Source organism: Halomonas rhizosphaerae (genome assembly GCF_030010555.1).
GTDB lineage: Bacteria > Pseudomonadota > Gammaproteobacteria > Pseudomonadales > Halomonadaceae > Halomonas > Halomonas rhizosphaerae.
In genome coordinates this window covers 22,675-36,466 of sequence record NZ_JASCQP010000018.1, presented here as the reverse complement: position 1 = coordinate 36,466, position 13,792 = coordinate 22,675, and the positions used below count along the sequence as shown (strand labels likewise).

Annotated in this window: 13 protein-coding genes, 1 pseudogene and 1 riboswitch; of the genes and pseudogenes, 4 read left to right on the top strand and 10 right to left on the bottom strand. The window is 68.6% G+C overall.

Translation table 11 applies throughout. The features are described from left to right. Positions 1-57 precede the first annotated feature (57 nt). The 5 genes from QLQ83_RS05705 to argF all read right to left on the bottom strand — a co-directional run bounded on the left by QLQ83_RS05705 (position 58) and on the right by argF (position 3,775). Positions 58-861 carry a thiazole synthase gene (locus QLQ83_RS05705; protein WP_282734557.1) on the bottom strand — a complete coding sequence of 268 codons (804 nt, stop codon included), beginning with the start codon at positions 859-861 and terminating at the stop codon, positions 58-60. Further along, positions 861-1,070 (bottom strand): sulfur carrier protein ThiS, encoded by a 210-nt coding sequence (thiS, locus tag QLQ83_RS05700; RefSeq protein WP_282734556.1) that lies wholly within the window; start codon positions 1,068-1,070, stop codon positions 861-863. Before thiS ends, QLQ83_RS05705 begins: the two co-directional genes overlap by 1 nt. Beyond that, positions 1,067-2,164 (bottom strand): glycine oxidase ThiO, encoded by a 1,098-nt coding sequence (gene thiO / locus QLQ83_RS05695; protein WP_282734555.1) that lies wholly within the window; start codon positions 2,162-2,164, stop codon positions 1,067-1,069. The genes thiS and thiO overlap by 4 nt, the downstream gene beginning before the upstream one ends. Positions 2,165-2,226: 62 nt before the next feature. After that, a riboswitch (TPP riboswitch) is annotated at positions 2,227-2,349 on the bottom strand. Positions 2,350-2,426: 77 nt separating this feature from the next. Continuing rightward, positions 2,427-2,732: a hypothetical protein gene (locus QLQ83_RS05690; protein ID WP_282734554.1), complete on the bottom strand. Its 306-nt coding sequence runs from the start codon at positions 2,730-2,732 to the stop codon at positions 2,427-2,429. Positions 2,733-2,854: 122 nt separating this feature from the next. Then, the gene (gene argF, locus QLQ83_RS05685; RefSeq protein ID WP_282734553.1) at positions 2,855-3,775 is read right to left on the bottom strand and encodes an ornithine carbamoyltransferase; all 921 of its coding nucleotides are present in this window, start codon (positions 3,773-3,775) and stop codon (positions 2,855-2,857) included. A 191-nt stretch (positions 3,776-3,966) separates the two neighbouring features. Between argF and grxD the strand changes: the two genes are divergently transcribed. Next, positions 3,967-4,320: a Grx4 family monothiol glutaredoxin gene (gene grxD, locus QLQ83_RS05680; protein ID WP_282734552.1), complete on the top strand. Its 354-nt coding sequence runs from the start codon at positions 3,967-3,969 to the stop codon at positions 4,318-4,320. A 129-nt stretch (positions 4,321-4,449) separates the two neighbouring features. On the opposite strand, the gene rnt is transcribed toward grxD, so the two are convergent. Continuing rightward, positions 4,450-5,112 carry a ribonuclease T gene (gene rnt / locus QLQ83_RS05675; protein WP_282734551.1) on the bottom strand — a complete coding sequence of 221 codons (663 nt, stop codon included), beginning with the start codon at positions 5,110-5,112 and terminating at the stop codon, positions 4,450-4,452. A gap of 120 nt (positions 5,113-5,232) precedes the next feature. Here rnt and QLQ83_RS05670 point away from each other — a divergent pair. From QLQ83_RS05670 to QLQ83_RS05660, 3 genes and pseudogenes are all read left to right on the top strand, one after another. Continuing rightward, positions 5,233-6,477, top strand: a pseudogene (locus QLQ83_RS05670) (argininosuccinate synthase); the annotation flags it as partial. An 81-nt stretch (positions 6,478-6,558) separates the two neighbouring features. Continuing rightward, on the top strand, positions 6,559-6,867 hold the full coding sequence (locus QLQ83_RS05665) for an HlyU family transcriptional regulator (RefSeq protein ID WP_282734550.1): 309 nt from the start codon (positions 6,559-6,561) through the stop codon (positions 6,865-6,867). A gap of 80 nt (positions 6,868-6,947) precedes the next feature. Then, positions 6,948-8,075: a DUF294 nucleotidyltransferase-like domain-containing protein gene (locus tag QLQ83_RS05660; protein ID WP_282734549.1), complete on the top strand. Its 1,128-nt coding sequence runs from the start codon at positions 6,948-6,950 to the stop codon at positions 8,073-8,075. A gap of 172 nt (positions 8,076-8,247) precedes the next feature. Here the strand turns inward: QLQ83_RS05660 and QLQ83_RS05655 are convergent, their stop codons facing one another. Genes QLQ83_RS05655 through QLQ83_RS05640 form a run of 4 tightly spaced genes read right to left on the bottom strand, consistent with a single transcriptional unit; the run spans position 8,248 to position 13,641 of the window. After that, positions 8,248-10,986, bottom strand: a complete 2,739-nt coding sequence (locus QLQ83_RS05655; protein ID WP_282734548.1) for an ATP-binding protein — start codon at positions 10,984-10,986, stop codon at positions 8,248-8,250. 23 nt (positions 10,987-11,009) lie between these two features. Beyond that, a complete protein-coding gene (locus QLQ83_RS05650) occupies positions 11,010-11,204 on the bottom strand; it encodes a hypothetical protein (protein WP_282734547.1) in 195 nt (64 codons plus the stop codon). Beyond that, complete coding sequence (locus QLQ83_RS05645) at positions 11,201-13,270, bottom strand: 3'-5' exonuclease (protein WP_282734546.1); 2,070 nt, start codon at positions 13,268-13,270, stop codon at positions 11,201-11,203. The genes QLQ83_RS05650 and QLQ83_RS05645 overlap by 4 nt, the downstream gene beginning before the upstream one ends. Further along, on the bottom strand, positions 13,270-13,641 hold the full coding sequence (locus QLQ83_RS05640) for a response regulator transcription factor (RefSeq protein ID WP_282734545.1): 372 nt from the start codon (positions 13,639-13,641) through the stop codon (positions 13,270-13,272). Before QLQ83_RS05640 ends, QLQ83_RS05645 begins: the two co-directional genes overlap by 1 nt. Between the last annotated feature and the right edge of the window lie 151 nt (positions 13,642-13,792).

The following is a 13,792-nucleotide window of genomic DNA, read 5'->3' as shown; positions in this document are numbered from 1 at the left end:
AGACGATAGCAGACTTCCCCGTCCCGACGTCATCCCCCGGCGGCTCCTGCGCCGGGACTATCTGCCATCGCGATGCCAGAAGGGCTGGCCCACCGTCGGCGTGCTGGGACTGGCAGTCTGGCGCTGCTGCATGAGTCCGGCCAGGTAGGCCTTGCGGCCGGCGCGGATGGCCTCGGCAAAGGCCTCGGCCATCTGCGGCGGGCGATGGGCCCGGGCCACGGCGGTGTTGAGCAGCACGCCGTCGAAGCCCATCTCCATGGCCTCGGCGGCCTGGGATGGCGCGCCCAGGCCGGCATCGATGATCAGCGGCACGTCGAGGCGCTGGCGCAGGGTCTGGAGGGCGTAGCGGTTCATCAGGCCGCGGCCGGTGCCGATGGGCGAGCCCCAGGGCATCAGCGCCTGGCAGCCGGCGTCGCGCAGGCGCTGGCAGAGCACAAGATCGTCCGTGCAGTAGGGCAGCACCTTGAAGCCCTGGTCGATCAGTTCCCGGGCCGCCTCCAGCAGACCGAAGGGGTCCGGCTGCAGGTTGTAGTCGTCGCCGATCACCTCGAGCTTGATCCAGGGCGTGTCGAAGAGCTCGCGCGACATCTGCGCCAGTGTGATGGCCTCCCGGGCCGAGCGGCAGCCGGCGGTGTTGGGCAGCAGCCGGCAGCCGCTGTCGCGCAGGATCTGCCAGAAGGCCTCGCCGTCGCCGGCCGCGGGGTTCTGCCGGCGCAGGCCCAGGGTCACCATCTCGCAGCCGGCGGCCCGGATGGCCTGCTGCATCACCGTGGGCGAGGGGTAGAGGGCGGTGCCGAGCAGGAAGCGGCTGGCGAAGGCCTCGTCATACAGCGTCAGGGTATCGTCGTGCAGCGCGTCCATCAGCCACCTCCTACCGGGGCCACGATATCGATACGGTCGTTTTCCTGCAGGACCCGTCCGGCGTAGGCCGAGCGGGGCACGAACTCGCCGTTGACCGCCACCGCGACCCGGCGGTCGGCGTAGTGCCACGCCTGCAGGGCGTCGGCGAGCGGTGTGCCGGCGGGAAGGCGGGCGGTCTCGTCGTTGAGTCGCAGGGTGATCTGGTTCATGCGGCGTTCTCCTGCGGCGGGCGTGCCGCCAGTGTGTCGGCGAAGGGCCGGTCACCGTGGCCGCGGATCCCGGCCAGCAGGTGGCAGACCACGGCCGGTGCCAGCAAGTAACCGTGCCGGAACAGGCCGTTGGCGGTGATCAGCTCCTGCTGTTGAGTGACATGTGGCAGGTTGTCGAGGAAGGCGGGACGCAGGTTGACCCCCTGCTCCAGGATGCGCGCCTCGGCGAAGGCCGGGGACAGGGTATAGAGGGCGCTGCCCAGCTCCAGCGAGGATTGCAGGGACATGGGCGAGCGGTCCTCGCTCTCGATCTGGGTGGCCCCGATGACGAAGCGATCCTCCGGCTTGGGGACCACGTAGAGCTGGTAGCGGGGGTGCATCAGCCGTACCGGCCGCGAGAGCTGGATCTCGGCCGTCCGCACGTGCAGGGTCTCGCCGCGCACGCCCCGCAGGCTCGGGTGGCGCGGTCGGGCGCCGGTGCCTCGACAGTCCACGACCAGGTCGAAGCGCCGGGGGCCGTCGGCGGTGACGACCTCGCCGGGGAAGGTCTCCACCGGGCAGTGGGCATGGCACTCCCCGCCCAGGGCGCGAATCTCGTCCAGCAGGCGGGTGAGCAGGGCCCGGTTGTCCAGGTGGGCCTCGTCCGGCAGGAACAGGCCCTGGTGGAAGCCGGGCGCCAGGTCGGGCTCCAGCCGATGGATCCCCCGGGCGTCGAGCGTCCGGCAGGGGGAGTCGCCGCCCAGCGCATGGTCGAGGTCGCGGCGGAACTGGGTGAGCTCACCCAGGTCCTGGGGGTGCGCTACCATCAGGCTGCCGTTCTGCTGCCACAGCGATTGAGCGTCGAGGGCTTCGAGCCACCTCGGCCATTGGGCCAGGGCGAAGCGGCCCATGTCGTAAACGCAGCGTTCGGAGATCGCCGTTTCGCAGAGCGGGGCGACCATGCCGGCGGCGGTCCAGGCGGCAGCGGGCGGGGCGTCCAGGTCCCCGGCGTCGTAGAGGGTGACGGCGTGGCCGTCGCCGAGCAACTGCCAGGCGACCAGGCGCCCCAGCAGGCCGGCGCCGGCGACGGCGATGTGATCGGTGGTGTGTGTCACGATAGCGGCCATCCAGCAGCAGGCATGGCTGACCAGGGGGGATGACGGCAGGGGGCGGGCAGGAATGACACGCGCTTGTTCCCTCCGCAGGCATCAACCTGATCAGGTTCAACGGGTTCGGCCGTACCGATCTCAGCCCCCGTGCACGGCTCCATGAGCGTGCCGGGGCTCCCCGACAAGTCCTGCCAACTTAACCAAAGATGCCCGGGCACGCAATCTCGTCGCGTACCCGGGCATCAGAGGGGATGGCGTCCTGTCCGCCTCAGGCGCAGTCGGCGGCACCTTCGCCGAACATGTCAAACAGTAGTTCGCGGCCGAGGCCGGTCAGCACGAAGCGCTGCTGGTCGTTCCAGGTGGCGGCCCGGCTGGTCTCGAGGATGTGTTGGCAGGGTGCCCAGTCGCGGTCGGCTTCGCCGAGTGCCTTGAGGGCGTTGCGGTCGAGGCCGCGGTGCGGGACGGTGACCGTCTCGAGGACGTGCCCCTGGCGATAGAGCAGGGCGGCCATGTTGGAGAGGCACTGACGCAGGCTGCGCTGCATGCCGTGGGTGCTGGGGGTGTCATCTATCATGCTGCCGCATCTCCTGAAGGGATTCTGCTGCAGCGCATTATACATGCGACGAAGGTTGATGTCATACCAAGGTCTAACATGCCCCGCCGTGGCAGCCTCCACGCCGGGCGGGGCAGCATCCCTCACCCCTCCACTCGCCCCAGCAGCAGGAACTCGATCAGTGCCTTCTGCGCATGCAGGCGGTTGCCGGCCTCCTGCCAGACCACGGCCCGCGGATCATCGAGCAGGGTCGTGCTGATCTCCTCGCCGCGATGGGCGGGCAGGCAGTGCAGGAAGAGCACGTCCTCCTTCGCCCGGTCGAGCATCGCCTCGCTCACCTGGAGGCCGGCGAAGTCCGCCTCGCGCCTGGCCTGCTCCTCTTCCTGGCCCATGGAGGCCCAGACGTCGGTGGTGACCAGGTCGGCTTCCGCCACGGCCTGCTGGGGATCGCGGAGGATGGTCACCCGGTCGCTGGCGGCCGCGAGAATGTCCTGGCGGGGCTCGTAGCCCTCCGGACAGCAGATGCGCAGCTGGAAGTCGAACTGGCGGGCGGCGTTGATCCAGGAATGGCACATGTTGTTGCCGTCGCCGATCCACACCGCGGTGCGGCCCTTGACGCTGCCGCGCAGCTCGGTCCAGGTCATCACATCGGCGAGCAGCTGGCAGGGATGGTAGTCGTCGGTGAGCGCGTTGATCACCGGCACCGTGCTGGCGGCGGCATATGCCTCCAGTCCCTCGTGGGAGAAGGTGCGGATCATCACCGCGTCGACCATCTCCGAGAGTACCCGCGCGGTATCGCCGATGGGCTCACCGCGGCCGAGCTGGGTGTCGCGGGGCGAGAGGAAGAGCGCATGGCCCCCGAACTGCGCCATGGCGGTCTCGAAGGAGACCCGGGTGCGGGTCGAGGACTTCTCGAAGATCATCGCCAGGGTGCGGTTGGCGAAGGGCGTGTAGGTCGGCCCGTGGGTCTTCAGGCCGTTCTTGATCGAGATGGCGCGCTGGACCAGGTAGCGCAGCTCGTCCGGACTGAGGTCAAGCAGGGTGAGGAAATGGCGGGTGGCCATGGTGTCGCTCCACGGGAAAAAACGACCATCCTAGCCAGCCCACGGGGGATGCGCAACGCGCCCGTCATCAGTAGAATGGCCCTCATCCACAAGGCCGACCAGCTTGCTCGGGTATTGCCCGGGCGCCTGCCGGCCACGGTCTATCGCGGCCCGGTCCGTCGAGATCCGGCCACACGAGAAAGGGAGATGTCATGAGCACCACCGTCGAGAACATCCAGCGCCAGATCGGCGAGAACCCCATCCTGATCTACATGAAGGGTACCCCCCAGCTGCCGCAGTGCGGCTTCTCCGCCCAGACCGTCCAGGCCCTGATGGCCTGTGGCGAGCGCTTCGCCTTCGTCAACGTCCTGGATAACCCGGACATCCGCGCCGAGCTGCCCAAGGTGGCCAACTGGCCGACTTTCCCTCAGCTGTGGGTCGAGGGCGAGTTGGTCGGTGGCTGTGACATCGTGGTCGAGATGCACCAGAGCGGCGAGCTCGAAAAGCTGGTCAAGGCCGCGGCCTCGCGTGCCCAGGCCGAGGAGTCGGGCGGCGAGAAGCAGTAAGCGCCTAGCTACAAGCGCCGAGCTACAAGCGCCGAGCTACAAGCGCCGAGCTACAAGCAACCCCCGAAGGCTGAGACCTTCGGGGGTTGCTTTTGAACGAGATCATCACACGCTTCTGGCCGCTTGGTGCTACTCCTCCAGCCCCTGCTCCTTCTGGGCCAGGGCCCAGCCGCCCAGGTCCTTGTAGCGGTTGACCATGGCACAGAACAGCTCGGCGGTGCGCTCGGTGTCGTAGCGCGCCGAGTGGGCCGCGCTGTTGTCGAACTCGATGCCCGCGGCGCGGCAGGCCCGGGCCAGCACGGTCTGGCCATAGACCAGGCCACCGAGCGATGCCGTGTCGAAGCTCGAGAAGGGATGGAAGGGGTTGCGCTTGATGCCGCAGCGGTTCACTGCTGCGTTGAGGAAACCGTGGTCGAAGGCGGCATTGTGGCCGACCAGCACGGCCCGTGTGCAGCCATGGGCCTTGATGGACTTGCGCACCGGGCGGAAGATCTCGCCCAGCGCCTCGGCCTCGCTGACGGCCACCTGTCGTCGCAGCGGGTCATCCAGCCGGATGCCGGTGAAGTCCAGCGCCGACTGCTCCACGTTGGCCCCCTCGAAGGGAGTGACATGGTAGGCATAGGTGGCGTCGGGGATCAGGTTGCCTTCCGGGTCCATGGTCAGGGTGACCGCGGCAATCTCGAGGATCGCATCGCCCTCGGGATTGAATCCGCCGGTTTCCAGATCCACCACCACGGGCAGGAAGCTGCGGAATCGCTGCGCCATGAGTTCGCGGGCGATCGCTTCGCTCATGCACCTCTCCTTGTCTGGGCCATCGTGTTTTGAAACCGCGAAAGTCTAGCAGCTTGCCATCAGCGAGTCGCGTCGCCGGTATTCGCTGCAGGCTCGTCGCGCTATAATCACCGTCTTTACGACTGTTACGAGAGGAGCCTCAGCATGTCCGATGTCAAGAAGGTCGTGCTCGCCTATTCCGGCGGCCTGGATACGTCCGTCATCGTCAAGTGGTTGCAGGAAACCTATGACTGCGAGGTCGTGACCTTCACCGCGGACATCGGCCAGGGCGAGGAGGTCGAGCCGGCCCGCGCCAAGGCCCAGGCGCTGGGGGTCAAGGAGATCCATATCGAGGATCTTCGCGAGGAGTTCGTGCGCGACTACGTCTATCCGATGTTCCGCGCCAACACCATTTACGAGGGCGAGTATCTGCTCGGCACCTCCATCGCCCGCCCGCTGATTGCCCGTCGCCTGATCGAGATTGCCAACCAGACCGGTGCCGACGCCATCTCCCATGGCGCCACCGGCAAGGGCAACGACCAGGTGCGCTTCGAACTCGGCGCCTATGCGCTGAAGCCCGGCGTCAAGGTGATCGCGCCCTGGCGCGAGTGGGATCTCACCTCCCGCGAGAAGCTGATGGCCTACTGCCAGCAGCACGACATCCCGGTGGATTTCTCCTCCACGAAGAAGAAGTCGCCCTACTCGATGGATGCCAACCTGCTGCACATCTCCTACGAGGGCGGCATTCTCGAGGACCCCTGGGCCGAGGCCGAGGAGGACATGTGGCGCTGGAGCGTGTCGCCGGAGGCCGCGCCGGACACCCCTACCTATATCGAGCTGACCTACGAGAAGGGCGATATCGTGGCCATCGACGGCGTGCCGATGAAGCCCCACGAGGTGCTCGAGAAGCTCAACACGCTGGGCGGCGACAACGGCATCGGCCGCCTCGACATCGTCGAGAACCGCTATGTGGGGATGAAGTCCCGCGGCTGCTACGAGACGCCGGGAGGCACCATCATGCTGCGCGCCCACCGCGCCATCGAGTCGCTGACCCTCGACCGCGAGGAGGCGCACCTCAAGGACGAGCTGATGCCCAAGTATGCCGAGGTGATCTACAACGGCTACTGGTGGAGCCCGGAGCGTCGCATGCTGCAGGCGGCCATCGACGAGACCCAGAAGAACGTCTCCGGCGTGGTGCGCATGAAGCTCTACAAGGGCAGTGCCACCGTGGCGGGCCGCCGTTCCGACCAGTCGCTGTTCGACGAGTCCATCGCCACCTTCGAGGACGATGCCGGCGCCTATGACCAGAAGGATGCCGAGGGCTTCATCAAGCTCAACGCCCTGCGCCTGCGCATCGCTGCCGGCAAGGGCCGCAGGCAGGACTGAGACGGACCGTCATGCCTTCCTCGACGCCGGCTTGCCGCCGGCGTCGTCGTGTGGAGGCCCATCACCTGTGAGGAGAGCACCATGTTCAAGAAACTGTTATCCGGCCTGCTCGGCGGTGGCGATAGCAAGTCCGGCAACGCCTCGGCCGCCGAGCCGGTGGAGTACAAGGGCTTTTTGATCATCTCCGAACCGGCCGACCAGGGTGGTCAGTACCGCGTCAGCGGCTGGATCCGCAAGCCGCTGCCCGCCACCGATGGCGAGGAGGGCGAGATGCTCGAGCATCGCTTCGAGCGCTCCGACATGCTGCCCGGTCGCGAGGCCTGTGACGCCCTGATGGTCAGCAAGGCGCAGCGCTTCATCGACGAGGTCGGCGACGAGATGTTCTCCTAGCTCGCTCACTCGAGTGCTCCGGGCGGGTGCCCTCGCTATACTTCAGGACATGCCGATTCGTCCCGTGATCCGGAGTCTCCATGCGCCTGCTGCATCGACCCTCGCCCTGGCGAGCGCTCTTCGCCACCGATGCGTTGCCCGACCCCGGCGGCTGGCCGGCGCTGCTGGCCCCGCTGGGCCAGGCCCTGGCAAACCTGGGGCCCACCCCCGCCCTGGCCGAGGCCCATGCCTGGCAGGGCCAGCTGGTGGAGGCGCTGGACCGGCTCGACCTGCCCGCCTGGCGAATCAGCCAGCTGGTCAGCGACCACAACGACTGGCTCTATCGGCGGGCCATCACGCTCTCCCTGGAGGAGATGCGCGGCCTGGGCTGGGGTGCTCCGCCGACGGCCTTCTGCGTGCTGACCCTCGGGTCGGGGGCACGCCACGAGAGCCTGCTGGCGCCGGATCAGGACAACGCCATGATCATCGCCGACTACCCCGACGAGCGGCATACCGAGATCGACGGGTATTTCCAGTCCCTGGGCGAGCGCTTCACCGCGCGCCTCGATGAGGCCGGGATCCCGCTCTGCCAGGGCCATGTCATGGCCCGCTGGCCGATGTGGCGCAAGCGGCTCTCGGAGTGGCGCGCACAGCTCGAGATCTGGACCGCGGAGCGTCGCGTCAAGCGTGTCCAGCAGGCCAACATCCTGCTCGACTTCCACCCTGTCCATGGCGAGGCCGCGCTGGCCGAGGCCCTGGCCGATCGGGTGGCCCGGCTGCTGCCGACATCGCATCTGTTCCTCGACGAGATGGCGAGCCTGCTCGATGAGCTGCCGCTGGCCCTGGACCGTCTCGGCCGACTCAGCGGTGACGGCGAGGGCGCTCCCCATGAGCGGGCCATCAACCTCAAGCGCCAGGGGATGCTGCCGCTGGTGAATGCCGTGCGCCTGCTGGCACTGCGCCACGGGGTGCGCCCGCCGGATACCCGCTCGCGGCTGGTGGCACTGGTGATGCAGGAGGTGCTCGGCACCGAGCATGCCCGGGCCCTGACCGCGGCGCTCGAGCGGTTGCAGGCGCTGATGCTCGACGAGCAGCGCCTGGCCCTGGCCGAGGGGCGCAGCCCCGATGGCTGGGTGAACATCGCCCGCCTGGGCGAGGACCAGCGCCAGCTGCTGCGTCATGACCTGTTGCAGATCCGCGCGCTTCTGAGAAGAGCGCGGAAGCCATAAGAACCCGCCGGGAGCTGGAAGAGCGCCCGCTTCGCGGGCTTAAGCTGGAAGCTTGAAGAAAGCCTTGACACCGTGTTGGGTGGCTACAGGCTGCCTTTCAGCTTTCAGCTTTCAGCTTTCAGCTTTCAGCTTTCAGCTTTCAGCTTTCAGCTTTCAGCTTTCAGCTTTCAGCTTAAGCCTTCTCGGGCGGTGCCTCGGGCAGCTCCATCACCAGGCAGGCACCGCCCAGTCGCGGCGCCTCCTCGACCCACAGCCGCCCGCCCAGATGGGCGACGATGCCGCGGCTGATGGGCAACCCCAGGCCGCTGCCTCGGGGCCGGCCGCGCGTCTCGCCCCCCTCCTGGCGCTGGATCTGGTGGAACTTCTCGAAGACCCGTTCGCGCTCGTCCTCGGCGATGCCGGGGCCATTGTCCTCCACGGCGAGGCGGTAGTGGTCCTTGTAGCGCTCGAGGCGCAGCAGCACCTTCGGGGCGTCGTCGTCGGCAAACTTGCCGGCGTTGTCGAGCAGGTTGATGATCACCTGTTCCAGGCGGTCCGGGTCGCCGATGACCGTCGCGGTCTCCGGCGTGATCTCGACCTCCAGGGTCACCCCGCGGTTCTCCTGCAGCCGGTGCACCGCATCCACGCTGTGGCGGGCCAGGGCCACCAGGTCCAGGCGCTGTGGCTCCAGGGTCAGGCGGCCGCTCTCCAGCCTGGCCAGGTCCAGGATCTCCTCGATCAACCGCGAGAGCCGCTGGCTCTCGCGGACCACCACGTCGAGGAAGTGGCGGCGCTTCTCGTCGGGCAGGTCGCCGCTGTCACGCAGGATCTCGGCAAAGGCCCGGATCGAGGTGAGGGGCGTGCGCAACTCGTGGCTGACCATGGCCACGAACTCGTCCTTGAGGCGGTCGAGCTCGCGCAGGCGTTCGTTGGCCGCGCGCAGCTCCTCGCTGGTGCGCGCGAGCTCCCGGGACTTCTGCTCCAGGCGGCGGTTGACCTCCAGGGTCTCGGAGGTGGTGTCGAGAATGCTGAGGATCGACTCGAGGTTCAGGGCCTCGCCGCGCACCACCGAGTCGATCAGTACCCGCGCCGAGGCGCTGCCCAGCGAACCGGCCAGGGCCTGCTCGGCGCGGGCGGTCAGCCCCGGCGGCGCGGGCTGGCTGTCGTCGGCGGCCTCGTCGGGATGGGTGGCGAAGACGCGGGCGGTGGCGGCCCCTCCCAGGTAGCGGTCGAGCAGGGCGCGCAGTTCGCCCCGGGTGGTCTGGCCCTGCCACAGCGAGGTCTGCACCAGGCCGGGATGCATGGCCTCGGTGAACAGCGCCGCCTGGGTCTGCTCCAGCGGTGACTGGCGGGTGAACAGCGAGATGCCTACCAGCAGGCCGAGATTGGCGCCCAGGCTCCATAGCAGCGAGTGGGTATAGATGTCCCAGCCCTCGAGCCCGAACAGCGCATAGGGCCTCAGCCAGGCGAGCCCCCAGGGGCCCTGGTCGAGGAAGCCGGCATCCAGCCAGCCGGACTGGGCGAAGCCCGGGATCAGCAGGGTCCAGGCCCAGATCAGGAAGCCCGCGCTCATGCCCAGTCCGGCCCCCAGGCGGTTGGCACCCCGCCAGTACATGCCGATCAGCAGCGCCGGGGCGAACTGGCAGGCGGCGGCGAAGGAGACCAGGCCGATGGTCACCAGGCTGTAGGCGTCGCCGATCAGCGCATGGTAGAGGTAGCCGAGCAGCAGGATGAGCAGGATGGCCACGCGCCGGATGCGCAGCAGCCAGCCGGCGAGCTCGCCGCGGGTGCTCAGGTGGAGGTGGCGCGAGCGCAGCAGCAGCGGCATCACCAGCTGGTTGCTGACCATGGTCGACAGGGCGATGGTCTCGACGATCATCATGCCGGTGGCGGCCGAGAGGCCGCCGATGAAGACCAGCAGCGGCAGCCCTTCCAGCCCTGCCGAGAGGGGCAGGGTGAGCACGAAGCTGTCCGGGTCGCTGCTGACGTCACCCAGCAGCAGCCCGGCCAGGGCGATGGGGATCACGAAGAGGTTGATCACCAGCAGGTAGAGCGGGAAGAGCCAGCTGGCGCGCTTGAGGTGACGCTCATCGACGTTCTCGACCACCAGCACCTGGAACTGCCGCGGCAGAGTGAGAAAGGCCAGGAACGCCAGCACCAGCATCCCCACCCAGCCCAGGGCGCCCCCGGGCACCGCTTCCATGCTCATCAGCCGGGTGAGTTCGGGTATGGCGACGACGCGGGCGAAGAGGTCCGCCGGGCCGTTGAAGAGCACGAAGACGGTGAAGACCCCGACCGAGAGGAAGGCCACCAGCTTGACCAGCGACTCGAAGGCGATGGCCGCCACCATGCCCTCGTGGCGCTCGCTGGCGTCCAGGTGGCGGGTGCCGAAGAGGATGATGAACACCGCCAGCACCAGGGCGACCCAGAAGGACTTGTCGGCCCAGAAGCTCTCGTCGGCCAGGCGCAGCTCGGCGGCCTGCGGATAGTTGACCAGCACCGCGTGGCTCACGGTGATGGCCTTGAGCTGAAGGGCGATGTAGGGGGTGATGCCGATCAGGGCGATCAGCGCCACCAGGGCCCCCAGGCTCGAGCTCTTGCCGTAGCGGGCGCTGATGAAGTCGGCGATGGAGGTGATGCGCTGGGCGCTGGCGATGCGCACCATCTTGCGGATCACGAAGGGGGCCATCAGCATCGCCAGGGTCGGGCCCAGGTAGATCAGCAGGAAGCTGGGGCCGTACTGGGCCGCGCGGCCGACGCTGCCGTAGAAGGTCCAGGCGGTGCAGTAGACGGCAATGGAGAGCGCATAGACGGTGGGCGAGCCGATCAGCGAGCGTCCCTGCTCGGCGCGGCGGTCCCCCCAGGCGGCGATGACGAAGAGCAGCGCCAGGTAGCCGAAGGCCACCGTCAGGACCACGACACTGCTTCTCATGGCGTGTCAGCCTGCATCCGGGGTCACTCCTCGTGACGGTGTTCCATCAGCCAGGCCATCAGGGCGATGACCGCGCCCCAGGCCAGGAACAGGTAGGCCACCAGCCAGCCCGGGGCCAGCGGGGACCGGTCGGCGATCAGCAGCAGGGGCGGGGAGAAGAGCAGGGCCGCCAGCACGATCAGCGCGACTAGGCGCTCCTTCAGGCGCGGCGTGTTCACGAGGCGAAGGCGTCCTCCTTGTCGAAGGCGCTGGCCTGCAGGGCCAGTGCCTGCTCCAGCGTCTCGATGCCACGCGCCTCCAGCCGGGGCAGCAGCGAGAGCCACAGCTCTGCGGTGACCCGGGCGTCGCCCAGGGCGGTGTGTCGGGTCCCCGGCGGGAAGCTGAGGTCATAGCGGTCGGCCAGGCTGTCCAGGTCGTGGCCGTCGAGGCTGTCGTCGAGTGCCCGGGAGAGCAGCAGGGTGTCGAGCACCGGCATGTCGAACGCGATGCCGCCACCGGGGGGCTGGATGGCCAGCAGGTCGAAGGCGGCGTTGTGGGCCAGGATCACCGCCTCGCCGATGTAGTCGCGAAAGCGCGGCAGGGCCAGGTTGAGCGGCGGGGCCCCGGCCACGTCGTCATCGGTGATGCCGTGGATGGCGGTGCTGGCTGGCGGGATGGGCCGTTCCGGGTCGACCCGCAGGTCGAAGGTGTCGCTGGCCAGCAGTCGCGCATTGACGATGCGGCAGGCGCCGATGCTGACCACGGTGTCGCCGCGGCGCAGCTCCAGACCGGTGGTCTCGGTGTCGAAGGCCACGACCTCCAGGGTCCTCAGGGGCCGGGCCGCCAGTTCGGCATCCGGCGGGGGCATGTCGGCGATGCCGAAATCGTGGAATTCCGGGCGCGGCGGGGTGCGCGGGCGTGGAGCGCCGACCCGTTCGGTGGCCGGCAGCGGCAGGCGCAGCCGGGCATGCTCGCCGTCCTGGTCGGCGATGCTCCAGGCATCGCTGGTGTGCTGTCGCAGTACATCGCCGACCCGGGGGGCCAACGGCAGGGCCTCCAGCCGCTCGGCGCGCCACTCGTCCAGCACCTTCTCGCCCAGCGGGCGTCCTCGCCAGATCAGGTCCAGGTAGACCCGACGGTTGCCCAGGCAGACCTCGCCTTCCAGCTCGGCCTGGCCGGAATGCGCCGCCAGGCGCGCGAGCAGCGAGTCGAGCAGCACCAGCAGGGCCGGGGCGTCGCCTTTCAGCCAGGCGGGCATGCCGATGGGGATTATGCGCAGGGACGCGCTGTCCTGGCGCTCGTCGAGGGCCGCCCAGAGGTCATTGGACCATAGCGGGACCAGGCGCTCGCCCTCGCGATGCATGTCCTCCATGAGTCTGCCCATGCGCTCGAGCTGGGCGGCCAGGGCGCGGCTCTCCTCGTCGATCACCGCCTCCAGGCGCTTCCCGAGTTCGCCGGCCTCGGCGTCGTCGCGCACGCCGACCAGGGCGTCGGCGGCACTGGTCAGGCTGGCGCTATGTCGGCGCAGTACCGGCAGCATCTCGGCGATGTCGGCACGGGCCCCCATCTCGCTGGTCCAGGCCGCCGTGGTGTCGGTCAGGGTCAGCAGTGTCTCGTGGTTGCTGTCGGGGACGCGGCGCAGTATCACATGCAGCCAGCGCTCGTCGCAGGGCACCAGGATCTCTCGCGGCGCCCCGTCATCGGGCAACTGGCCCAGCGCATCCTCCAGGCTGGAGATCGGCAGCAGGGCATCGAGGCGCTTGCCGAGCCCCAGGCCGGGGTGGCCCTCGAACAGCGTCTCGGCAGCCTGGTTGAAGAGCAGCACCCGGCGGTGGTGGTCGCAGAGCAGCAGCGGCGTGTCGAGCACCTGGAGCAGGGTCTCGAGCTCCTGGCGGATGCGGGCGGCACTGCGTGCGCCCTCGGCATGGGCGGTGGCCAGCCGCTCGCGGTCGGCCCGCCAGGCCTCACGAACGCGCATGAGGTCGGGACCGAGTCCTCGCAGCCAGCCCTCGGGCGGATAGTCCTGGCGGGCATCCGGGTTGGCCACCAGGCGGGCCAGCTGCACCTGCAGGTGACGCAGGGGCGTGAACAGCTGGCGCTCGAGCAGCAGGCCGACCAGGAAGATGGTCCCACCCCCGGAGAAGCAGCCCAGCCACAGCAGCAGCCGCGCCATGCCTTCGAGGCCGGCAAGGCTGTCCAGCCAGAGGGCGAACACGGCGCCGCCGAAGATACTGATGCCGCTGAGCAGCAGCCACAGGCCGATCAGCCGCTGGCGGCGAGGCAGGCGGGAGCCACGCTTGGCCATCAGGACACCTCGGCGAGCAGCGTCTTGACCTTCTCGACCAGCGCCTGGGTCGAGAAGGGCTTGGTGATGTAGTCATCGGCCCCCAGGGCCAGGCCCTTCTCGCGCTCCACCTCGCGCCCGTGGGCCGTGAGCATGATGATCGGCAGCCGGGCATGGGCGGGGTCGCCACGCAGGCGCTCGAGGACGTCGAAGCCGCTGATGCCGGGCAGACTGATGTCCAGCAGGACCAGATCCGGGGGCGACTCGGCGATGCGCGACAAGGCACTCTCGCCATCCTCGGCGGTGTCGACCTGGAAGCCGGCCTGCTGCATCAGGAATTCCAGGGACAGGACGATGTTGGGTTCGTCGTCCACCACCAGCACCTTGGCCATGGTGCCCTCCTATGAGTGTGCGGTCTTTTATGCATGGTTGCCGATCAGTCTAGTGGCCGGCCGGGCGGTGGCAAAGACGACCTTGGCAGGAGGCGAGGGGGATGGCGTGCTAGGGTGCGGGGATTGCCCCCGCTACCGGGGGCGCCATCGA

What these genes read in the sequence shown, in the direction of transcription:
- QLQ83_RS05645 (WP_282734546.1), bottom strand. Translation starts at nt 13,270, where the DNA reads ATGGCCAAGCGTGGCTCCCGCCTGCCTCGCCGCCAGCGGCTGATCGGC.
- QLQ83_RS05640 (WP_282734545.1), bottom strand. Translation starts at nt 13,641, where the DNA reads ATGGCCAAGGTGCTGGTGGTGGACGACGAACCCAACATCGTCCTGTCC.
- QLQ83_RS05660 (WP_282734549.1), top strand. Translation starts at nt 6,948, where the DNA reads ATGCGCCTGCTGCATCGACCCTCGCCCTGGCGAGCGCTCTTCGCCACC.
- QLQ83_RS05705 (WP_282734557.1), bottom strand. Translation starts at nt 861, where the DNA reads ATGGACGCGCTGCACGACGATACCCTGACGCTGTATGACGAGGCCTTC.
- rnt (WP_282734551.1), bottom strand. Translation starts at nt 5,112, where the DNA reads ATGAGCGAAGCGATCGCCCGCGAACTCATGGCGCAGCGATTCCGCAGC.
- argF (WP_282734553.1), bottom strand. Translation starts at nt 3,775, where the DNA reads ATGGCCACCCGCCATTTCCTCACCCTGCTTGACCTCAGTCCGGACGAG.
- QLQ83_RS05665 (WP_282734550.1), top strand. Translation starts at nt 6,559, where the DNA reads ATGTTCAAGAAACTGTTATCCGGCCTGCTCGGCGGTGGCGATAGCAAG.
- grxD (WP_282734552.1), top strand. Translation starts at nt 3,967, where the DNA reads ATGAGCACCACCGTCGAGAACATCCAGCGCCAGATCGGCGAGAACCCC.
- thiS (WP_282734556.1), bottom strand. Translation starts at nt 1,070, where the DNA reads ATGAACCAGATCACCCTGCGACTCAACGACGAGACCGCCCGCCTTCCC.
- QLQ83_RS05690 (WP_282734554.1), bottom strand. Translation starts at nt 2,732, where the DNA reads ATGATAGATGACACCCCCAGCACCCACGGCATGCAGCGCAGCCTGCGT.
- QLQ83_RS05655 (WP_282734548.1), bottom strand. Translation starts at nt 10,986, where the DNA reads ATGAGAAGCAGTGTCGTGGTCCTGACGGTGGCCTTCGGCTACCTGGCG.